Annotated in this window: 20 protein-coding genes and 2 pseudogenes; 14 read left to right on the top strand and 8 right to left on the bottom strand. The window is 73.2% G+C overall.

All coding sequences use genetic code 11. The features are described 5' to 3' along the window. Positions 1 to 469 (bottom strand): annotated as a pseudogene (locus BIV03_RS04930) (transporter); the annotation flags it as partial. Positions 470 to 527: 58 nt separating this feature from the next. Between BIV03_RS04930 and BIV03_RS04925 the strand changes: the two are divergent. Further along, complete coding sequence (locus BIV03_RS04925; protein WP_071294867.1) at positions 528 to 1754, top strand: cobalamin-independent methionine synthase II family protein; 1227 nt, start codon at positions 528 to 530, stop codon at positions 1752 to 1754. Between the two features lie 156 nt (positions 1755 to 1910). On the opposite strand, the gene BIV03_RS04920 is transcribed toward BIV03_RS04925, so the two are convergent. Continuing rightward, complete coding sequence (locus tag BIV03_RS04920; RefSeq protein ID WP_071294866.1) at positions 1911 to 3176, bottom strand: hypothetical protein; 1266 nt, start codon at positions 3174 to 3176, stop codon at positions 1911 to 1913. A 72-nt stretch (positions 3177 to 3248) separates the two neighbouring features. Continuing rightward, positions 3249 to 4211, bottom strand: coding sequence for an SDR family oxidoreductase (locus BIV03_RS19035; protein ID WP_071294865.1), 963 nt, complete (start codon positions 4209 to 4211; stop codon positions 3249 to 3251). 96 nt (positions 4212 to 4307) lie between these two features. On the opposite strand from BIV03_RS19035, the gene BIV03_RS19030 reads away from it, so the two are divergent. From BIV03_RS19030 to BIV03_RS04895, 4 genes are read left to right on the top strand one after another with little or no spacing between them, the layout of a single operon-like run. After that, positions 4308 to 5288 carry an HD domain-containing protein gene (locus tag BIV03_RS19030; RefSeq protein WP_071294864.1) on the top strand — a complete coding sequence of 327 codons (981 nt, stop codon included), beginning with the start codon at positions 4308 to 4310 and terminating at the stop codon, positions 5286 to 5288. Positions 5289 to 5314: 26 nt separating this feature from the next. Continuing rightward, positions 5315 to 5575 carry a hypothetical protein gene (locus BIV03_RS04905; protein WP_071294863.1) on the top strand — a complete coding sequence of 87 codons (261 nt, stop codon included), beginning with the start codon at positions 5315 to 5317 and terminating at the stop codon, positions 5573 to 5575. Between the two features lie 49 nt (positions 5576 to 5624). Further along, complete coding sequence (locus tag BIV03_RS04900; protein ID WP_071294862.1) at positions 5625 to 6935, top strand: PP2C family protein-serine/threonine phosphatase; 1311 nt, start codon at positions 5625 to 5627, stop codon at positions 6933 to 6935. A gap of 30 nt (positions 6936 to 6965) precedes the next feature. Continuing rightward, complete coding sequence (locus BIV03_RS04895; protein ID WP_217637343.1) at positions 6966 to 7799, top strand: family 16 glycosylhydrolase; 834 nt, start codon at positions 6966 to 6968, stop codon at positions 7797 to 7799. Between the two features lie 3 nt (positions 7800 to 7802). On the opposite strand, the gene BIV03_RS04890 is transcribed toward BIV03_RS04895, so the two are convergent. Next, positions 7803 to 8021 (bottom strand): hypothetical protein, encoded by a 219-nt coding sequence (locus tag BIV03_RS04890; protein WP_071294861.1) that lies wholly within the window; start codon positions 8019 to 8021, stop codon positions 7803 to 7805. A 22-nt stretch (positions 8022 to 8043) separates the two neighbouring features. Beyond that, positions 8044 to 8298 (bottom strand): Rho termination factor N-terminal domain-containing protein, encoded by a 255-nt coding sequence (locus BIV03_RS04885; protein ID WP_071294860.1) that lies wholly within the window; start codon positions 8296 to 8298, stop codon positions 8044 to 8046. 44 nt (positions 8299 to 8342) lie between these two features. Here BIV03_RS04885 and BIV03_RS04880 point away from each other — a divergent pair, with 44 nt between their 5' ends. The 3 genes from BIV03_RS04880 (at position 8343) to BIV03_RS19465 (ending at position 10280) form a co-directional block, all read left to right on the top strand. Then, positions 8343 to 9077 (top strand): alpha/beta fold hydrolase, encoded by a 735-nt coding sequence (locus BIV03_RS04880; protein WP_071294859.1) that lies wholly within the window; start codon positions 8343 to 8345, stop codon positions 9075 to 9077. Positions 9078 to 9154: 77 nt separating this feature from the next. Next, the gene (locus tag BIV03_RS04875) at positions 9155 to 10054 is read left to right on the top strand and encodes an SDR family oxidoreductase (protein ID WP_071294858.1); all 900 of its coding nucleotides are present in this window, start codon (positions 9155 to 9157) and stop codon (positions 10052 to 10054) included. Between the two features lie 88 nt (positions 10055 to 10142). Then, positions 10143 to 10280 (top strand): hypothetical protein, encoded by a 138-nt coding sequence (locus tag BIV03_RS19465; protein ID WP_156794898.1) that lies wholly within the window; start codon positions 10143 to 10145, stop codon positions 10278 to 10280. Here the strand turns inward: BIV03_RS19465 and BIV03_RS04870 are convergent. After that, positions 10264 to 10896 carry a DapH/DapD/GlmU-related protein gene (locus BIV03_RS04870; protein ID WP_071294857.1) on the bottom strand — a complete coding sequence of 211 codons (633 nt, stop codon included), beginning with the start codon at positions 10894 to 10896 and terminating at the stop codon, positions 10264 to 10266. The genes BIV03_RS19465 and BIV03_RS04870 overlap by 17 nt on opposite strands. A 152-nt stretch (positions 10897 to 11048) precedes the next feature. On the opposite strand from BIV03_RS04870, the gene BIV03_RS04865 reads away from it, so the two are divergent. Continuing rightward, positions 11049 to 11996: an isoprenylcysteine carboxylmethyltransferase family protein gene (locus BIV03_RS04865; protein WP_071294884.1), complete on the top strand. Its 948-nt coding sequence runs from the start codon at positions 11049 to 11051 to the stop codon at positions 11994 to 11996. Here BIV03_RS04865 and BIV03_RS04860 read toward each other — a convergent pair. Then, positions 11977 to 12396, bottom strand: a complete 420-nt coding sequence (locus BIV03_RS04860; protein WP_070418740.1) for a VOC family protein — start codon at positions 12394 to 12396, stop codon at positions 11977 to 11979. The two genes, BIV03_RS04865 and BIV03_RS04860, sit on opposite strands and share 20 nt — an antisense overlap. 109 nt (positions 12397 to 12505) lie before the next feature. On the opposite strand from BIV03_RS04860, the gene BIV03_RS04855 reads away from it, so the two are divergent. Together BIV03_RS04855 and BIV03_RS04850 are read left to right on the top strand one after the other, a co-directional pair. Beyond that, a complete protein-coding gene (locus BIV03_RS04855) occupies positions 12506 to 13183 on the top strand; it encodes a hypothetical protein (protein ID WP_071294856.1) in 678 nt (225 codons plus the stop codon). Positions 13184 to 13303: 120 nt separating this feature from the next. Then, positions 13304 to 15700, top strand: coding sequence for an excinuclease ABC subunit UvrA (locus BIV03_RS04850; RefSeq protein ID WP_071294855.1), 2397 nt, complete (start codon positions 13304 to 13306; stop codon positions 15698 to 15700). Positions 15701 to 16098: 398 nt separating this feature from the next. Here the strand turns inward: BIV03_RS04850 and BIV03_RS04845 are convergent. Beyond that, a pseudogene (locus tag BIV03_RS04845) lies at positions 16099 to 16401 on the bottom strand (YkvA family protein); the annotation flags it as partial. 112 nt (positions 16402 to 16513) lie between these two features. Between BIV03_RS04845 and BIV03_RS04840 the strand changes: the two are divergent. From BIV03_RS04840 to mgrA, 3 genes are read left to right on the top strand one after another with little or no spacing between them, the layout of a single operon-like run. Next, the gene (locus BIV03_RS04840; RefSeq protein WP_254789616.1) at positions 16514 to 16885 is read left to right on the top strand and encodes a tRNA-dihydrouridine synthase; all 372 of its coding nucleotides are present in this window, start codon (positions 16514 to 16516) and stop codon (positions 16883 to 16885) included. Beyond that, positions 16885 to 18192, top strand: a complete 1308-nt coding sequence (locus BIV03_RS04835; RefSeq protein ID WP_071294853.1) for a glutathionylspermidine synthase family protein — start codon at positions 16885 to 16887, stop codon at positions 18190 to 18192. The genes BIV03_RS04840 and BIV03_RS04835 overlap by 1 nt, the downstream gene beginning before the upstream one ends. A 35-nt stretch (positions 18193 to 18227) precedes the next feature. Further along, positions 18228 to 19271, top strand: a complete 1044-nt coding sequence (gene mgrA, locus BIV03_RS04830) for an L-glyceraldehyde 3-phosphate reductase (protein WP_071294883.1) — start codon at positions 18228 to 18230, stop codon at positions 19269 to 19271. Position 19272 lies beyond the last annotated feature (1 nt).

The raw sequence follows: 19272 nt of genomic DNA, 5'->3' as shown, positions 1-19272 counted from the left end.
TGGCGACCGAGCCGACGAGCGCCGCTGCGACGGTCGGCAGGAGGTAGCCGCCGTGCACCGACTCGAGGGCGAGCCGACCCTCGAACCACGACGCGAGGAGCCAGGCGGCGAACCAGGCGGCGACCGCCACGGCGACGAGCACGAGCACCCTCCCGCCGACCGGCCAGCCGTGCGCGAGGTCGACCCCGAGCAGCATCGCGGTCGCCGGGACCAGTGCCGCGAGCGGGCCCTGCGCGGGGTGCCGCAGCTGGTCGACGAGCCGGTCGTGCGCGCGCACCCGGACCCCGCGGACGGCGTGCGCGGCGAGCAGCCAGACCCAGGCGACGGCGGCGATGCCCCAGAAGACCTGCGGGAGGACGGCCGGCAGGTCGAGGACGGGGGCGGCGTACGACCAGGTCTCGGCGAAGCCGGCGAGGCCGAACGGGACGGCGAGGGTGTTGAGCGGGATGCGGGTGGTGGGACGGGGCACGGTGTCCCATTCTCCCGAGTCGGACCGCTCCCGGGGGTCCCGTGCCAGATTGGGCAGCATGTCCTTCGAGAACACCGACCACGTCCAGGCCACCACCGCCGGCTCGTTGCCCCGCACGCCGGAGCTCATCGCCGCGAACGCCGCCCGGCCCCTCGCCGCCGACGGCTTCACGCTGGAGACCACCGACGAGGTCCGTGCGCTCACGAGCGCCGCGGTCGACGACGTCGTCGCCCGCCAGACCGCCCTCGGCATCACGCAGCCCGGCGACGGCGAGTTCGGCAAGGCGATGTCGAACAGCGTCGACTACGGCGCCTGGTGGGGGTACTCGTTCCAGCGCGTCAGCGGCCTCAGCCTGACCGAGGAGGACATCTTCACGCAGGAGCCGGTCCGCTCCGAGCCCGGACACGTCCGGCTCACGAGCTTCCCGGACCGCCGCGACTGGACGATCTTCCGCGAGGCCTACACCGACCCGGGCTCGGGCATCGGCACGGGCAAGAACGCCACCGCGTTCCCGACGACGACCGGCCCGATCACGTACACCGGGCACGAGGCAGCCCGGACGGACGCCGCCAACCTCCGGCACGCCGTCGAGGCCGCCGGCGCCGCGAACGGCTTCATCACGGCGCTCTCCCCCGGGTCCGCCGCCCGGGTCGCGAACGAGTACTACGCCACCGACGAGGAGCACATCTGGGCCTGGGCCGACGCCCTGCGCGAGGAGTACCGGATCATCCTCGACGCCGGTCTCGTCCTGCAGATCGACGACCCCTCGATCGCCGAGAACTGGGACCAGATCAACCCGGAGCCGACCGTCGAGGACTACCGCGCCTTCACCCGCATCCGCGTCGAGGCGCTCAACCACGCGCTGCGCGGCCTCGACACCTCGCGGGTGCGCTTCCACCTCTGCTGGGGCTCGTGGCACGGCCCGCACACCACCGACATCGAGCTCCGCCACATCGTGGACCTCATGCTCGACATCGACGCCGGCGCCTACTCGTTCGAGGCGGCGAACGCCCGCCACGAGCACGAGTGGACGGTCTGGCAGGACGTCGCGCTGCCGGACGGCAAGGTCATCGTGCCCGGCGTGGTCGGCCACGCCACGAACGTCGTCGAGCACCCGGACCTCGTCGCGCAGCGCATCGAGCGGTTCGCCTCGGTCGTCGGCCGGGAGCGCGTCATCGCCGGCACCGACTGCGGCCTCGGCGGCCGCATCCACCCGCAGATCGCCGCCGCGAAGCTCGAGTCCCTCGGCGAGGGCGCGCGCCGGGCGAGCGCGACGCTCTTCTAGCCGTCGCAGCGTGCGAGGTTCCGCGCTCGGTGCGGCCCGCACGGCCTGTCACGGTGTGCGGACGCTCGCACGGGACGGTCTGGAGGCGCGGTGCGGGCCCGACCCGCGCCTCCGGGCCCGCAGGCGGTCGCGTCTCCCCGAGAGGGACGTCGGAGCTCAGGAGGTCTGCCAGAGCACCGACGCCCGCGCGCCGTCGCTGAAGACGTACGCCCGCCCGGCGTCGCCGAGGTCGAACCGGAGCGGACCCGGCTCGATCGACGCGACGAACTCGGTGCCCGCGGGGGTCTCGTCGTCCTGGATCCACTCCGGCAGGCCGCCGTACTGGCCCGCGACGAGGACCCCCTCGGCTGCCGCGGCCGCGAGCACTCGGTCGGGGTCCTCGTCGTCGTGGACCATCGGCACCGGCACGTGCCGGAGGAGCATCGCGTCGGCGAGGAGCGGTGGGGACGCCGGCTCCGGGTCGTCGGGATCGCCGTGCGGTGAGACGGGTCCGGCCGCGAGGTGCAGCCCTCGGAGGGAGAACACGAACGCCGCGTTCGCGCCGCTGTCGGGCTCCCACGATGCACACGTCCCCGGGTCGAACTGACACACGAACACGCTGACGAGCGTGCCCCGGTGCTCGATCTGGGTGGTGAACTGCATCGGTTCGTCGTGGTGGGCGCACAGCGGCCACTCCCATCCCTCGGGCACCGCGGGGGCACCGCCGATGCGCGAGGCGGTGATGGGCGCCGACGTGTCCGGACGGTACGCCCCGAGCACGATCGTGCCGAGGTGCTCCGCCACCGACGGGGCGGTCCGGGGAACGGGGGGCTCGGTCGGATGCTCGACCAGTGTCAGCACGGTGCGTTCCGGTCCGCTCCCGCGCTCGGGTCCGCTCCCGCGCTCGGGTCCGCTCCTGCGCTCGGCGACGACGAACCGACCGGGCTGTGGCGGCGCGAGCGGCAGTTCCCAGCGGAGGAGCGGCCAGTCGGGCATCCCACGCTCACCGGTGCCCGGGTCAGGGCCGTTGTCCGCCGATCGGAGCATCCGGACCAGGGCGGCGACGTCGAGGTCCGGGAACCCCGCCGCACGCGACTCGGCGACCACCCGGGCCGCGGCACGGTCGAAGGGGGCGTCACGACGGCGGGCGCGCCGACCGCCGGGACGGACGACGGCGGCGTGGATGCCGTGCAGGACGAGCAGCGGCGGGAGCGTCCACGCCGATGCGATGAGGAACGAGGCGCCGACCGCCCGGTACCGGAAGGCGTTCTCGAACACCGAGATCGCGACGAAGGCGACGACGAGCACGATCCACGCGGTGACGAGCACGGTGGTCCAGGGTCCGCTGCCCGTCTTCGAGCCCGCGCGGTGCGACCGTGCACGTGCCCGGGCAGCGTCCTCGGTGTCGACGTCGACCCGTGTCGCCGGTCCTGCGTCGGCCATGCGGTCCCCCGATCCACGAGCACCCGACGTGCTCGCGAGCAGCAGGTTAGCGGTCGGACGCGGCCGCTCCGGTCACCGGCGGGCGCGCCCGAGCAGCGCGGCGCCCACGACCGCAGCCGCGCCCGCCCAGGCCAGCGGCCGGGTCACGCGGCGGCGCTTCGCGACCCAGCCGCCGTTCGTCGCGTTGCCGGCGTCGGCCGGGGTCCAGAGGTTGCCGTCGGTCGGTGCTCCCGTGCCGCGGAGCGCGAACGTCTGCACCATCGGCTTGGTGATCTTGTGGAACAGCCCGGGGAAGACGTACTGCAGCGGCACGAGCGACGCCTGGATCCGGCCGACGAACCGGTAGCGCTTGGGGTGCAGTGCCGTCCGGACGACCGCGCGGCCGGCACGCTCGACGGACACCGTCGGCGGCAGCGGGTGCGAGGTCTTGCCGGTGTAGTTGGCGCCGTTCTGGTAGATCGGCGTGTCGATGGTCGACGGCAGGAGCGCGGCGAAGCGGATGCCCGTGCCGGCGAACTCGTCGCCGAGGACGTCGACCAGGCCGAGGGCCGCGTGCTTGCTCGTCACGTAGGCGGACTGGTACGGCGCGGACAGCAGCGACTGGATCGAGCCGACGAGGACGTAGGTGCCCTCGCCCCGCTGCTTCCAGTGCGGGAGCAGGGCGGTGATCGCGTGCAGGTGGCCGTACAGGTTCGTGTCGACGACGCGCTTGAAGGCCTCGGTCGGGGTCTGCTCGAAGAGGCCGTAGACGAACAGTGCGGCGTTCCCCACGAAGACGTCGATCCGTCCGAAGCGGGTCGTGGTGGTCGCGACGAGGTCGCGGACGGCGTGCTCGTCGGCGACGTCCGTGGGGATCGCGACTGCCTCGGCCCCGAGCGCCCGGCACTCGGCGGCGGCGGCTTCGAGCGAGTCGTGGCTGCGGGCGGCCAGCACGAGCGTCGCGCCCTGCCGTGCGAACTCGTGCGCGGCGGCCCTGCCGATCCCGCTCGATGCTCCGGTGACGACGACGATCTTCCCGCGGAACCGATGTGCCATGGGTCCTTGGTACGCGGTCGCGGCTCCGTCCCCGCACAGGGCACGTGCTGCACGGCGGGTCCGGTAGCGTCGAGGGGCAGGCGACGAGGGGGAACGGTGCACGGGGACGCGGTGGACACGCTCGGGATCGACGGGGTCTGGTTCGATCCGCTCTGGCGGGTGGAGGTGCGGCTCACCCCGCTCGAACGACGACTGCTCGAGACGTGGACGGTGCGACGGCTCGCGTACGTCGCCCACGCCGGCGGTGCCGCGCTCACGACGACCCAGTCGTACTCGCGGCTCGAACACTCCCTCGGGGTGCTCGCGCTCGTCACCGCCTTCGCTCCGGACGACCACCTCGCCCGCACGACCGCACTCCTGCACGACGTCGGACACCTGCCGTTCAGCCACACCTTGGAGGGTCTGGGCGGCCTCGAGCACCACTCCCTCGGACGAACCGCGATCCGGCGCCTCGCGGACGAGGTCCCTGGTATCGACGCCGACCAGGTCATCGCGGTCGACGAGGGCCGCGTGCCGTCGGTGCTGACGTCGGTCCCGGGCGGACTGAAGCTCGACCACCTGGACTCGTTCCTCCGGAGCGGCCAGGCGCACGGACGGACGCAGACGCCGCCGCACGTGCTGCTCGGTCGCCTGCGGCTCGTCGGCGGGACGGTCGACGCGGATCCGGACGACGCCCTCGAGCTGGCCGACCTGGCCATCCGCGAGGCATTCGCGCAGCGCTCCGCGGCGAACCTCGTGCCCGTGACCGTGCTCCGCGACCTCGTCGGGCGGCTGCTCGACCGCGGTGCGCTGTCGCCGGCCGACCTCGCCCGGAGCACCGAGGACGAGGTCTGGGCGCGCCTCGTCGCCGACCCCGACACCGCAACCGACGCCGAGCTCCTGCGCCGCCGACCGCAGGCGTGGCGCATGCGCACCGGCGACGGACCCGTGCCGACCGGTGCGCTCCGGCACACGGTCAGCCGTGGGTACCTCGACCTGCCGACGGTCGGAGGGCGTGCCCTGCGCGATCCGCGTGTCGAGGCGCTCGCCGCGGGCCTGCCGCTCCGGGTGGCCGTGACGCGCGACGGGGTGCGCTGACGCGGGCCGCCTGCCACGATGGGCCCATGCGCAAGGACGACCTCACCGTCGACGAGGCGACCGTCATCGCCCAGCACGCCCGCGACGGCGTGCTGGAACTCGACGATCCCGAGGTGCGCAAGGTCGTCGAGCAGGCGAACCGGGTCCTCGTCCGCGCACAGATGTGGGGCGACGAACCGAGTCCGCGGCTCCGACGCCGCCGGCGGTTCATCGCGATCGGCGCCCTCGTGATGGTGCTCGTCTGGGTCGTGGGGTTGCTCGCGCCGTTCGCCTTCCACTTCGGGTGACCCGGGCACGGGCTTGCCCCGCCGGGCCGGAGGGGCTTGACTCGACCCGATGACCAGCACGGCCGGCTCGACCGCGACCCCCAGGACCTGGACCGTGACCGCACGGGAGGACACCGGGCCCATCGCGCTCGTCGGGCTCCGCGCCTCGTGGGCGCCCCTGGCGAAGCAGTCCGTCGTCGCCGCCCTCGTGGTGGCCGCCGCGGTGACCAGCACACTCACGCCCTTTCTCCCGGTCACCGACGCGCCGCGGATGTGGACCGGCGTGGCACTCGCCCTCGGCGGACTGCTGGTGGCGGCTGTCATGGCGCGCTGGCCGGGCGCCGCCCGCGCCGAGCTGGTCGTCCCGGCGATCGACTTCATCGCGATCGGGCTGCTCCGGTACGGCACGGGCGACACCCGTTCGGTGTTCCTCGCCGTCGTCGTCCTGCCGGTGATCTGGATGGCGGCGAGCCCGGGTCGGCGCCACGTGCTGTACCCGCTGCTCGGGACCTGCGCCACGCTGCTGTTGCCGTACGTGCTGGAACCCACCGAACCGCGTCCGAGCGAACTCGTCCGGCTCGCCTTCGCGGTCGTCGTGTACGGCGCGACGGCGGCCGTGACCAACGAGCTCGCCCGGCAGGCGGACGTCCGGCTCAGCACCGCACAGCGTCGTCGTCGCGTGGCCGAGGGTGAGATCGACCGGGCCGCCCTCGTCCAGCAGTCCCTGCTGCCCGCGTCCACGGAGGGACTCCCACCGGAACTCCACGCACTCGGGGTGTGCATCCCGGCACGGACCGTCGGCGGCGACTTCTACGACTGGTTCCCGACACCGGACGGCGCGGCCTTCACGCTCGGCGACGTGATGGGCAAGGGCGTCGGCGCCGGCATGATCGCCGCCGCGGTCCGGTCCCTCGTGCGCAGCACCGTCGACGAACCGGACGCGGCCACGGCGGTCCGTCGAGCGGCCGCCGGCCTGGCGACCGGGACGTCCGACGTCGAGAGTGCACAGTTCACGACGTGCTTCCACGTGCGGATCGACCGCGACGGCCACGCCCGCTGGGTCGACGCCGGCCACGGGTTGAGCCTCCTCCGGCGTGCCGACGGCGCGGTCCGGTCGCTGCGGTCCGGGCACCTGCCGATCGGCGTCGGGACCTCGTGGTCGAGCGAGACGACCGACCTCGAGCCCGGCGACGTCGTCGTGAGCGTCAGCGACGGGGTGCTCGACCTCTTCGGCGGGGACCTCGACGCGCTCGACCGCTTCGAGGCCTGGGTCGCCGAACGCTCGCACCCCCAGCAGCTCGTCGACGGGATCACCGAGCTCGCCCACCGCGGCGAGCACCCCGACGACGTCACGGTGCTCTGCATCGCCTACCGACCCTGACCACCCACGCGCACACCCGAGGAGGACGACGTGGACGACCGCATCGACCGTCGCCGGTTCATGACCGCCGGCATCGCCGGGACCACCGCCGCGATCGTCGGCACGAGCATCGCGAGCCGCTCCACACCGGCCGTGGCGGCAGCGGGCACCCTGCTCGCCGCGGACGAGTTCGACGGGCCAGCAGGCAGTGCGCCGAACAGCGCGGTCTGGCGGTACGACCTCGGCGCGGGCGGGTGGGGCAACGGGGAACTGCAGACCTACACGGACTCCCGGCGGAACGCGGCGCTCGACGGTGCCGGCAACCTCGTGATCACCGCCCGGCGTGAGGCCGACGGTTCGTTCACCTCGGCGCGGCTGAAGACCGAGGGCACGTCGACGGCGCAGTACGGCCGGATCGAGGCGCGCATCCGGATCCCCCGGGGGCAGGGGATCTGGCCCGCGTTCTGGATGCTCGGCGCGGACATCGGGTCGGTCGGGTGGCCGGCCTGCGGCGAGATCGACGTGATGGAGAACGTCGGGTACGAACCGACCGTGGTCCACGGCACGGTGCACGGCCCGGGGTACTCCGGCGCGCAGGGCATCTCGGCGGCGTCCACGAACCCCACGGGGGCTCCGTTCGCCGACGACTTCCACGTGTTCGGCGTCGACTGGCGTCCGGACTCGATCACGTGGTCGGTCGACGGCACGGCGTACCGGACGCTGACCCGAGCCGACGTCGGGGCGAATCCGTGGGTGTTCGACAAGCCGTTCTTCGTCGTCCTCAACGTGGCCGTCGGCGGCTCGTGGCCCGGGTCACCCGACGCGTCGACGCGCTTCCCGCAGCAGATGACGGTGGACTGGGTGCGCGTCTTCGCGAACGCCTGAGGCTCAGGGGCGGCCGCGGCCGTTCCGCGCGACCAGCCACAGGTACGTGCTGTGCCCGATGAGGGCGAGGCCGAAGAACACCGCGGCCACGGCGTACACGCGGTCGAGCTTGCCCTGTCCGATCACGAGCATCACGACGCAGAACACGACGGCCACGGCGAGCACGCCCACCTGCACCGTCGACCAGATCCGTCGGAAGCGCGGCATGCCCGTCTCGTTCACGACTCCATGGTGCCAGATGCCGTCAGTGCTCCCGGAGCGCCTCGACGAGCTCGGCCTTCCGCTTCGACGAGTACCCGGTGATGCCGAGCTCCTTCGCGCGTCGCTTGAGGTCCGCCACGGTCCAGTCGTCGTACGACCCGGACTCGCCGCCCTTCTTCGCCACGGCGTGCTCGCCCCGCGCCGCCGCGGCGTTGCTGATGCGGGCGGCCTTCTCCTTCGAGTTGCCCTCCTTGCGGAGCTCCTCGTACATGTCCGGCTTCTTGAGTTGGTTCGGCATGGCGCACACCGTACGCCCGGGTCCTCGACGTGGGAGACTCCGGCATGACCGAACCCTGGACCTCCGACCCGGGTGGTCCGGGCACCCCGGTCGTGCTGCTCCACCCCGGTGGCACCGATTCCCGGTCGATGTCGGCGCTGGCCGAGGCGTTCGGTGGCGCCCGTGTCGTGCTCGTCGACCGAGCCGGGCACGGTCGCACTCCCGACGTCGACGGCCCGTGGCACTTCGCGGACATGGCCGAGGAACTCGCCGGCACCGTGCGGTCCCTCGGCACCGGTCCCGTGCACCTCGTCGGGTGGAGCGACGGCGCGATCGTCGGGCTGCACCTCGCGCTCGCCCACCCGGACCTGGTGCGGTCGCTCGTGTTCGGCGGTGCACCCTTCTCCGTCGACGGCTGGCACGAGGGCGTGCTCGACGGCGACCCGCCCCGGTTCATGGCGGACGCCTACGCCGAGGTGTCCCCCGATCCTCCGGAGCACTGGGAGGTCGTCACCGCCAAGTCGCGGGTGCTGCACACGGCGGAACCCGCGGTGACGGTGGCGCAGCTGGGCGGCCTCGCCGTCCCGGTCCTCATCCTGTGCGGGGACGACGACGAGGTGCGGCTCGACCACCTCGCCCAGATGCTCGAGGCACTGCCGGACGGCGAACTCGCAGTGGTCCCGAGGGCGACGCACGGCCTCGTCGTCGAGCAGCCGGACCTCGTCGCGCAGCTCGTCGAGGCGTTCCACGCGACCGACAAGAGCGACGGCGTCGCACCCCGCCGTCGCGCGCGGCACTGACCGGACACCGCACTCCTGGGCGGCGGTCCAGACGCCGTCCGGTTCTGTGGGAGGGAACCGATGAGAGGACCCGCACCATGCCCCGCGACCAGTACGAGCCAGCCGACCCGCGTACCCGCTACCCCGACGTCCAGCCGGAGCCGCAGACGCAAGCCGAGCCGGGCCTCCAGAGCCGCATGCGGCCGGTACCGGACCTCGGTGAGGAGACCTACCGGGGAACCGGCCGGCTCGCCGGTCGGAAGGCGCTGATCACCGGCGCGGACTCCGGTATCGGTGGTGCCGTCGCCATCGCCTTCGCGCGCGAGGGTGCGGACGTCGCGCTCGCGTACCTCCCGGAGGAGCAGTCCGACGCGGACCACGTCATCGAGCAGATCCGCGCTGCGGGCCGGACGGCCGTCGCGGTGCCGGGTGACCTGCGCGACCGGTCGTACGCGACCACGCTGGTGGAGCAGGCCGTCGCGGGACTCGGCGGCCTCGACGCGCTCGCGAGCGTGGCCGGTAAGCAGCGTTGGCAGCCCGAGGTCGAGGACCTCACCGACGAGCAGTTCGAGGCGACGTTCGACGTCAACGTGTTCGGGCTGTTCCGCCTGGTCCGCGCTGCGCTCCCCCACCTGCAGCCGGGGTCGACGATCACCACGACGGCGTCGATGGAGGCGTACAAGCCCGCTCCGGACCGGCTCGACTACGCGGCGTCGAAGGGCGCGATCAACAACCTCTCGAAGGGGCTGTCGCAGGCACTCGTCGAGCGTGGGATCCGGGTGAACATCGTGGCTCCCGGACCCACCTGGACCGTCCTGCAGCCGAGCGGCGGCGTCGACCCGGAGTCGCTGCCCGAGTTCGGGTCGAGCGAGTCGCCGATGGGCCGCGCCGCGCAGCCGGCCGAACTCGCGCCCGCCTACGTGTTCCTCGCCTCGCACGAGTCGAGCTACGTCGCCGGGGAGACCCTCAACGTGAACGGCGGCATGGTGACGCCCTGACCCGGCACGGCCCACGGGCTGCACGCACCCGGGAATGGAACGAGCGTCCCGGGTGTCTCATCCACCACCGAACGCGAAGGAGCACACCATGAGCCACGACCTCCACGAGAGCACGGCCGTCGACGTCCAGCGGAGCTGCACGCCGGCGACGACGGTCTCCGTCCTGCACGACGAGCGGAAGCCGTCGTTCGGACGCTGGCTGGGCCAGATCAACCGGCAGGACTGACCGCCGTCGCGGCAGCGGCCGGGACCGCGGGCGTCGCCGCCGCGGCGGCCGCAGGTGCGGGGGCTGCGCCCGGGACGCCGAGTTCGCGGATCCGCCGCGCCGGCACCCCGGCGTAGACCCCGTGGGAGGTGAGCCGCCCCCGGACGACCGCCCCGGCCGCGACCACCACGTCGTCCTCGATGACCGTCCCGGGCAGCACGACGGCACGCCCACCGATCCAGACCCGCTCGCCGATGTCGACCGATCGGCCCGAGGCGGTCTCGCTCCACGCCCCGTCGTCGCCGATCTCGTGGTGGCTCGTCATCACGAGCACCTGCATCCCGATCGCGGTGTGGTCGCCGATCCGGACCGGCGCGACGGCCTCGACCGTGACGTTCCGGTTGAAGTACACGCCCCGGCCGACCACGAGGTTCTTCGGATCCCCCGTCAGTGAGAACAGCGGACCGGGGCTCGACGCGAGGTCGGCGCCCGCGGCGGACGCGATCAACCGGCGCACCGCACGTGGCAGGAACGGCGAACCGAGCAGCAGCGTGAACAGCGTGTACTCGCGGGCGTGGACGACGTCGTCGCGCAGCCGTGAGCCGAACGTGGACGGAGATGCGGTGCGTGCGGACATGCCGCCTCCAGGTCTCGCAGGGGGACGTGTGCGTCCTCGCACACAGCCGGAACGGTAGGTCGGCTCGAGCACGGTCGACAACGCGGGGACCGGGGCGTTGCGCGATTCTTGCGGTGTCCGCTGCCGGGATCCCGCACTGCTACCGTGCTCGCATGTCCTGGGGCCGACGGTACTTCGCGGTCCAGTCGGTCGCGGGGGCCCTCTGGTGGATCGCGGTGTGCACCCTCCCCGGGGTCCGGTCGGCGACCCTCGGCTCGCTCGACCCCGTCGTCGTCGCGGTGTTCGACGTCCCGCTCTTCGTCGTGGCATCGGCGCTCGCGGCGGCCGGCAGTCGCGCCGCCGCGGTGGTCACGACCGGGTGGACCGCGCTGGTCATGGCCGCCCTGGCCGTCTGGGCCACCGCGACGACCGAGGCCGGTGCCGGAGTGCTCGTGATGATCGGCGCGACCGTCGGGTCCGCCCTCGCCCTGGCGCTCGTCGTGCTCGGCCGGGTCCCGACCGAGTGGCTGACGACCGGCCCGCTGCGGTTCCGGACCGCCGACCCCGACGCGGGTCGCCGCCGCCACGTCCTCGGCACCGTCCTGCAGATCACCGTCTTCTGGGGGCTCTTCCTCGGGGTCCTGCCGCTCGTCATCGCCGCCGCCGAGCACCGCTGGCGGCTCCACCCGACGCTGCCCGACGGCGTCGTGGCCACCGCTGTCGTCACCGGAGCCGTCGCACTCGTCGCCGCGAGTGCGCTCGGCATCGCGTCCGCAGCGGCGATGTCGACGCAGGGCGCCGGGACCCCGCTGCCGTCCGCGATGCCGAACCGGCTCGTGATCGCCGGTCCGTACCGCTCGGTGCGCAACCCGATGGCGCTCGCCGGCATCGCCCAGGGCGTCGCCGTCGGGCTCCTGCTCACCTCGTGGATGGTCGTCGTGTACGCGCTCGCCGGGTCGATCGTCTGGAACTGCGTCGTCCGCCCACTCGAGGAGGCCGACCTCGACCACCGGTTCGGCGACGACTTCCGGCGCTACGCCGCACGCGTCCGGTGCTGGGTCCCCCGGTGGCCGATCCCGGCGAGCGCCCCGGCGGACGCGATCAGCCCGCCGCGCCGCTGATGTTGACGAGCCAGGTCACGCCGAAGCGGTCGGTGACCATGCCGAACGTGTCGCCCCACGGGGCCTTCGTGAGGGGTTCGATGATCGTCTTCGCCCCGTCGGCGAGCCCGTTCCAGTAGCGCGTGAGGGCTGCTTCGTCGTCACCGCTCAGGGACACCGAGATGTTGCTGACGTCGGGGCCCTCCATGCCGGTCGGTGCGTCGGAGGCCATCAGCAGCAGACCGTTCTCGCCCTCGAGCTGGCCGTGCATGACCTTGTCGGCGTCGGCGGGGTCCTGTGCCATCCCGGCCTCGCCGAAGGTGTTGACGGTGAGTTCGCCGCCGAAGACGCCGTGGTAGAAGTCGAGCGCGTCACGGGCCTGGTCGCGGAGGCCGATGTACGGGTTGAGTCGGACGGTCATGGTGGACTCCTCGCGGATGGTGCACGGGCGCCGTCGTCCGTGTCGCGTCGATCGTCCCAGACCGTCGGCGCGCGCGGAAGCCCGTGGGCGGGTCGTGCAGGATGGGGCGGTGGACAGCGACGACGCGTACGACGAGCACCTCACCGCCGAGATGCCGTGGACCGAGGTGGTCCGGACACTCGAGGGCCTCGGGTGGACGCCGTGCGGCACCGGGGACTGGGCGTGCGCGTTCCGTTCCCCCTCCGGTCGACTCGCGGCTCGGGTCAGCCCGTTCGACCCCGCCGGGCCGTACTCGGCGATGCTCTACCGTGTGGCGGCGCACACCCGTCAGGTCCCCGTGCTGGTCGACCACCGCGTGCTCGAGGGTGGGTCCGACCTCACGGTGATGGAGTACCTCGCGCCGGTGTCCGCGGCCGAGGGGGCGGCCTTCCACCGGTCGATCCGTGCCCGCGAGCCGGACGTGGCGGCGCTCGCCGAGCACATCGACGCCGTGCACGCGCGTGGTGCCCGGGAGCAGCCGTGGTGGGGTCCGCTCGACGACAACCCGGCGAACGTGATGCGCGGCTCGGACGGCCGGCTGGTCGTCGCCGACCTGTTCTACGCGGACGGCCCCGCGCTGTACGCCACGGTGCGGGACGACCCCGACCGGGTCGTGCGGGACTACCCGGAGCACCTGCGTCGGCACATGACGGAGTTGCCGCTGGCGAGTTCCGGCGGGTGGGCGGTCGGCGATGCGGAGCGGATGCGCCGGGCACTGGCGGCGGCGGACCGACGCCGGTCGGGATGACGTCCGGACGCTCCCCGCCCGCCACCAGCACCGGACGGTCCCCGCCCGCCACCAGCACCGGACGGTCCCCGCGCGCCGGGGCACCCGAGCACCCAGCCGCCTCGGCCTAGCATCGTGAGGATGCCCGACCCCCGCCCCGACGAGTTCATCCGCGTCCGCGGCGCCCGCGAGCACAACCTGCAGGACGTGGACGTCGACATCCCTCGCGACCGCATCGTCGCCTTCACCGGCGTCTCCGGCTCCGGCAAGTCGAGCCTCGCGTTCGGCACCGTGTTCGCCGAGGCGCAGCGCCGGTTCCTCGAGTCCGTCGCCCCGTACGCCCGGCGACTCATCGCGCAGGGGTCCACCCCGCACGTGGAGTCGATCACGGGACTCCCCCCGGCCGTCGCCCTGCAGCAGCGCCGCGGTGCCCCGAGTGCCCGCTCCACCGTGGGCACGCTGACGACCCTGTCGAACTCGATGCGCATGCTCTTCTCCCGCGCCGGCACCTACCCCCCGGGAGCCGACCGGCTCGAGTCCGACTCGTTCTCGCCGAACACCGCCGCCGGGGCCTGTCCCCGCTGCCACGGACTCGGCACCGCGCACGAGGTCACCGAGGCGTCCGCGGTCCACGACGACTCGCTCAGCATCCGCGACGGCGCGATCACCGCGTGGCCCGGTGCCTGGCAGGGCAAGAACCTCCGCGACGTGACGGCGGTGCTCGGCTACGACATCGACCGGCCGTGGCGGGACCTCCCCCGCGCCGACCGCGACTGGCTGCTCTTCACCGAGGAGCAGCCGGTGGTCGAGGTGCACCCGAAGCGCGACCGGGTCGCCAAGCCCTACCGTGGTCGGTTCTGGAGCGCCCGGCAGTTCGTGCTGCACACCCTCGCGGACTCCCAGAGCGAGACCCAGCGCACCAAGGCCCTGCAGTACGTCGAGTCCGGACCGTGCGGCCTGTGCGGCGGCACCGGGCTCACCCGGGCGGCCCTCGCCGTCACGGTCGGCGGGCACAGCATCGCCGACCTCAACGCGCTGCCGATCACGGCGCTCGCCGACGTGCTCCGGCCGATCGCCGCGATCACGGACGCCTCGGCGGCGACGTCCCGTGCGTCCTCGGGCGAGCACACCGAGGTGGCCGTCGCGATCGCGGGTGACCTCGTCACACGCCTCGACGTCCTGCTCGGCCTCGGGCTCGGGTACCTCGCGCTCGACCGGTCGACGCCGACGCTCTCCCCCGGTGAGACGCAGCGTCTCCGGATCGCGACGCAGCTCCGCTCCGGGTTGTTCGGTGTCGTGTACGTCCTCGACGAGCCGAGCGCCGGACTGCACCCCGCCGATGCCGAGTCCCTCGTGCAGGTGCTCGACGACCTGCGCGCCGGCGGCAACAGCGTCTTCGTGGTCGAGCACGACATGAGCATCGTCCGCCGTGCCGACTGGATCGTCGACGTCGGGCCGGGCGCGGGCTCCGGTGGCGGCACCGTCCTGTACAGCGGTCCCGTCGACGGCCTCCAGCACGTCGAGGGGTCGGTGACGCGGCGGTTCCTCCACCCGGCCGGCCCACCCGCCGTGCGCACACCGCGGGAGCCGGTCGCCACCCTGGCGCTCCACGACGTGACGCTGCACAACCTGCACGGTCTCGACGTCGACGTCCCGCTCGGGGTCCTCACCGCGGTCACCGGGGTGAGCGGCTCGGGGAAGTCCTCGCTCGTCGGTGGCGTCCTGGCCACCGAGGGCGCCTCGCACCCGCTCGTCACCCGGGTCGTCCAGGTCGACCAGAAGCCGATCGGCCGCACGCCCCGGTCGAACCTCGCCACCTACACGGGCCTGTTCGACGCCGTCCGCCAGGCCTTCGCCGCCACCGATGCCGCACGGGAGCGCGGCTGGGGCGCCGGACGGTTCTCGTTCAACGTCGCGGGCGGCCGGTGCGAGGTGTGCCAGGGCGAGGGCTCCGTCTCGGTCGAGCTGCTGTTCCTGCCCGGCAGCTGGGCGCCGTGCCCGGAGTGCCACGGTGCCCGGTACAACGCCGAGACGCTCGAGGTCCGGTGGGACGGCGCGAGCATCGCCGACGTGCTCGGCATGACCGTCGACGAGGCGGCGCCGTTCCTCGCCGGCCTCCCGGCCGCGGCGCGCGGGCTCGAGACGCTGCGCCAGGTCGGTCTCGGCTACCTCCGACTCGGCCAGCCCGCCCCGGAGCTCTCGGGCGGCGAAGCGCAGCGCATCAAGCTCGCCACCGAACTGCAGCGCGCCCGGTCCGGCCACACGCTCTACCTGCTCGACGAGCCGACCACCGGCCTCCACCCGGCCGACGTCGAGCTGCTGTCCGAGCAGCTGTCGCGGCTCACGGACGCCGGCAACACCGTCGTGGTCGTCGAGCACAGCATGGACGTCGTCGCGGCGGCCGACCACGTCATCGACATGGGTCCCGCCGGCGGGGACGCGGGCGGGCAGGTGGTCGCCGCCGGTACGCCGGCCGCGGTCGCGGCGTCCGCCACGAGTCGGACCGCGCCCTACCTGCGCGCGCAACTGGGGCGGTGAACGCGAGCGGGTGACGGCCTGGAGGCACGGTGCGGGCCCGAACCGTGCCTCCAGTCCGACCCGGTGCGGGTCGAGGGCCGCAGCGCTCGCTGAGTGGCCATCAGCTTTTCATCCCTCCGGAGGATGCACCCGCGGGGCGACCGGAGCATGCTGAGCGGTGTGTGGGGAGTCCGGTCGTCCGCGACCGCGGTCGTGGGGGCCGCGGTCGCGACGCGCCGGACCGTCTGATCCGCGGCTCGCGATGGCCGGCCGGACTGGCCGACCGCTCTCCGTCGCGGGGACGGTCACGACCCCGACAGCCCCACCGCGGCGCGCACGGCACGCAACCCCTCGGGCGTACCCGGCCAGTGCCGGTCCACCGCCGCCGCGCCCGCCCGCCGCGTGACGAACCGGAGCACGAGCGCGACGACGACCGCGTCGTCGAGGTACCCGATCACCGGCACGAAGTCCGGCACGAGGTCGATCGGCAGCAGCAGGTACCCGAGGAGTGCGACCAGGGCGATGCGCACACCCCGCGGCACCGTCGGGTCGGCGACGAGCCGCCGGACCAGCCGCACGACGTCGGGGACGAGCCGGAGCGCCTCGACCAGCCGGAGGCCGTCGCCCGATCGACGCGCGGCGACCACCAGGGCGATCACCACGACGCCCCACACGATCACGAACCCGCCCACGATCGCGACGACGACCGACCACCACTCCATGCCCCGAGCATGGCGGACGCGGTGTCGCGGGAGCTGAGCGAACGGACAGGTCGCGCTGCGAAGGCGGTGTCGAGCCGGAACGGTGCCGCCCGCCCCGGTACTGTTCCCGTTCGTGAGTGTTCGTCGTCGCGCGTCCCGTGTCGTCTCGATCGGGGTCGTCGCAGCCCTCGCCGCGTCGTTGACCGGCTGCGGGGAGGGGTCCGGGGTCGACAGCGACTACGCGAAGATCTGCCGCGACAACTCGACGCAGAAGCGCCTGCCGGACGACGACTGCAACAACCACGGCGGGCACGCCGGCTGGTACTACCTCCCGCTCAGCGGCAGCCGTGCGACGAAGGTCCCCGCCGTCGGCGACGCCGTGTCGGGCGGCACCGCCAGCCTCCCGTCGGGCAAGACCGCGGAGTCGGGGATCTCGTCCCGCGGCAGCTCGGTGACGAAGGGCGGCTTCGGCGGGTCCGGCGAGCACGGCGGGTTCGGCGGCTGATGGAGCGCGTCGAGTTCACCGAGCGCCCGGACTGGCAGCGACGGATCCAGCAGACCGGCCTCATCTACTCACGGTCGGTGCGCGAGGACGGCACCGCGGTCGAGTACTGGAACGACGGCGCGGCGTACGTGTTCACGCTGCCCGAGGTCGAGGCGCTCGAACGGCAGACCGAGGAGCTGCACCGCATGTGCCTCGAGGCCGCCCGGTACCTCGCCTCCGGCGAACTCGGCACCCTCGGGCTCACCCGCGAGGGCTTCGACCTCGCCGCGTGGTCGCTCGAGCAGGGCGAAGCGGACGTGTACGCCCGCTTCGACCTCGCGTACGCGGGCGACGGCTCCCCCGCGAAGATGCTCGAGTACAACGGCGACACCCCCACCGGGCTCATCGAGGCCTCGGTGACGCAGTGGCACTGGCTGCAGGACCGCATCGCGGACGGGACGCTGCCCGCCGACACCGACCAGTGGAACGGCATCCACGAGGCGATGGTCGCCCGCTGGCGCACCCTGCTCCACGCATCGCTCCGCGCCGAGGAGGGCGGTCGGCTCTTCGTCGCCCACTCCGACCTCGACACCGCCGGCGAGGACTGGAACACCGTCGCGTACATGCGGGACCTCGCCGGCGAGGCCGGGTGGGAGCACACCGGCATCGAGATGAAGGACATCGGGTGGCACGCGGTCGCCCGGCAGTTCGTGGGCAACGCCGAGCCCGCCGGCTCGTCCCGGAGCGTCTTCACGCTGCCCGGCGACGAGGACGGCACGCAGTACCCGGTCATCCGGAACCTGTTCAAGCTCTACCCGTGGGAGGACCTCGTCTCCGGGGACGACCGCGCCGAGGGCGACCAGGAGTTCGGCGCGTTCCTCGTCAGCGACCGCGGCCGCCTCGGCCGGTGGTACGAGCCCGCGTGGAAGATGTTCCTGTCGAACAAGCTGCTGCTGGTCGCGCTCTGGCGGCTGTTCCCGGGCCACGAGAACCTGCTGCCGGCGTTCGCCGACGGCCCGAACGGCATGACGGACTTCGTCGTGAAGCCGGTGTTCGGGCGCGAGGGCGACGGCATCGCCGTGCACCGCGCGGACGGCTCGGTGACGACGAACGGCTCGGAGTACCGCCGCGCCGGCACCGGCGGCGAACGGGTGTGGCAGCAGTACCACGAGCTGCCGGACTTCCCCGGATCACGCGGCCACAACCACCCGGTGCTCGGCTCGTGGGTGGTGGACGGCGAGTCGTTCGGCGTCGGCATCCGCGAGTCCGACGGCCCCATCACCGACTACTGGTGCCGCTTCGCGCCGAACGTGATCACCGCGTCCTGAACGACGGGGCCGCGCGTCCTGCCACGATGGACGGCATGACCTACACCGCCAGCAGCGACCGCTACGACACGATGCCCTACCGCCGTACCGGGAACTCCGGCCTCGACCTGCCGCTGCTCTCGCTCGGCTACTGGCACAACTTCGGCGACGACGTCGCCTTCGAGACGCAACGTGCCGTGAGTCGCCGCGCCTTCGACCTCGGCATCACCCACCACGACCTCGCGAACAACTACGGGCCGCCCTACGGTGCCGCAGAGGTCAACTTCGGGCGCCTCATGCGTGAGGACTTCCGGCCGTACCGCGACGAGATGATCGTGTCGACGAAGGCCGGCTGGGACATGTGGCCCGGTCCCTACGGCCAGGGCGGCGGCTCCCGCAAGTACGTCCTCGCCTCCCTCGACCAGTCGCTGCAGCGCACGGGTCTCGACTACGTGGACGTCTTCTACTCGCACCGCCTCGACGCGTCCACCCCGCTCGAGGAGACGATGGGCGCCCTGCACACCGCGGTCCAGCAGGGCAAGGCGCTCTACGTCGGCATCTCGTCGTACGACGCGGAGCGCAGCCGCCAGGCCGCCGCGATCCTGCGCGACCTCGGCACGCCCCTGCTCATCCACCAGCCCTCGTACTCGATGCTGAACCGCTGGATCGAGACCGAGGGGCTGCTCGACGCCGCGAGCGAACTCGGCTTCGGCGTCATCGGCTTCACCGCGCTCGCGCAGGGGCTCCTGACCGGCAAGTACCTCGACGGCGTCCCGGAGGACTCCCGCGCCGCCGCCGGCAAGTCCCTCGACGCGTCGAGCATCACACCGGAGGTGGTCGCCCACCTCCGTGCCCTGAACGACGTCGCCGCCGCACGTGGCCAGTCCCTCGCGCAGCTCGCGCTGGCCTGGGCGCTCCGCGACGAGCGGGTCACGTCGCTCGTCATCGGCGCCTCGCGCGTGTCCCAGGTCGAGGACAACGTCGCCGCCCTGGCGAACACGTCCTTCACCGACGAGGAGCTCCGCACCATCGACGAGCACTCCGTCGGGATCGCGGACGTCGACCTGTGGGCCCGCGCGCGCGCCGGTCAGGTCTCCTGAG

The sequence above is a fragment of the Curtobacterium sp. MCBA15_016 genome (assembly GCF_001865105.1).
In the GTDB taxonomy this organism is placed as follows: domain Bacteria; phylum Actinomycetota; class Actinomycetes; order Actinomycetales; family Microbacteriaceae; genus Curtobacterium.
This window is presented reverse-complemented; position numbering and strand designations above follow the sequence as displayed.

Excerpts from the sequence above, each read along its gene's own strand:
- BIV03_RS04880 (WP_071294859.1), top strand. The coding sequence starts at position 8,343 with ATGACCGAACCCTGGACCTCCGACCCGGGTGGTCCGGGCACCCCGGTC.
- BIV03_RS04860 (WP_070418740.1), bottom strand. The coding sequence starts at position 12,396 with ATGACCGTCCGACTCAACCCGTACATCGGCCTCCGCGACCAGGCCCGT.
- BIV03_RS04865 (WP_071294884.1), top strand. The coding sequence starts at position 11,049 with ATGTCCTGGGGCCGACGGTACTTCGCGGTCCAGTCGGTCGCGGGGGCC.
- BIV03_RS04870 (WP_071294857.1), bottom strand. The coding sequence starts at position 10,896 with ATGTCCGCACGCACCGCATCTCCGTCCACGTTCGGCTCACGGCTGCGC.
- BIV03_RS04925 (WP_071294867.1), top strand. The coding sequence starts at position 528 with ATGTCCTTCGAGAACACCGACCACGTCCAGGCCACCACCGCCGGCTCG.
- BIV03_RS04905 (WP_071294863.1), top strand. The coding sequence starts at position 5,315 with ATGCGCAAGGACGACCTCACCGTCGACGAGGCGACCGTCATCGCCCAG.
- BIV03_RS04835 (WP_071294853.1), top strand. The coding sequence starts at position 16,885 with ATGGAGCGCGTCGAGTTCACCGAGCGCCCGGACTGGCAGCGACGGATC.
- mgrA (WP_071294883.1), top strand. The coding sequence starts at position 18,228 with ATGACCTACACCGCCAGCAGCGACCGCTACGACACGATGCCCTACCGC.
- BIV03_RS04850 (WP_071294855.1), top strand. The coding sequence starts at position 13,304 with ATGCCCGACCCCCGCCCCGACGAGTTCATCCGCGTCCGCGGCGCCCGC.
- BIV03_RS04900 (WP_071294862.1), top strand. The coding sequence starts at position 5,625 with ATGACCAGCACGGCCGGCTCGACCGCGACCCCCAGGACCTGGACCGTG.
- BIV03_RS04885 (WP_071294860.1), bottom strand. The coding sequence starts at position 8,298 with ATGCCGAACCAACTCAAGAAGCCGGACATGTACGAGGAGCTCCGCAAG.
- BIV03_RS04920 (WP_071294866.1), bottom strand. The coding sequence starts at position 3,176 with ATGGCCGACGCAGGACCGGCGACACGGGTCGACGTCGACACCGAGGAC.
- BIV03_RS19035 (WP_071294865.1), bottom strand. The coding sequence starts at position 4,211 with ATGGCACATCGGTTCCGCGGGAAGATCGTCGTCGTCACCGGAGCATCG.
- BIV03_RS19465 (WP_156794898.1), top strand. The coding sequence starts at position 10,143 with ATGAGCCACGACCTCCACGAGAGCACGGCCGTCGACGTCCAGCGGAGC.
- BIV03_RS04875 (WP_071294858.1), top strand. The coding sequence starts at position 9,155 with ATGCCCCGCGACCAGTACGAGCCAGCCGACCCGCGTACCCGCTACCCC.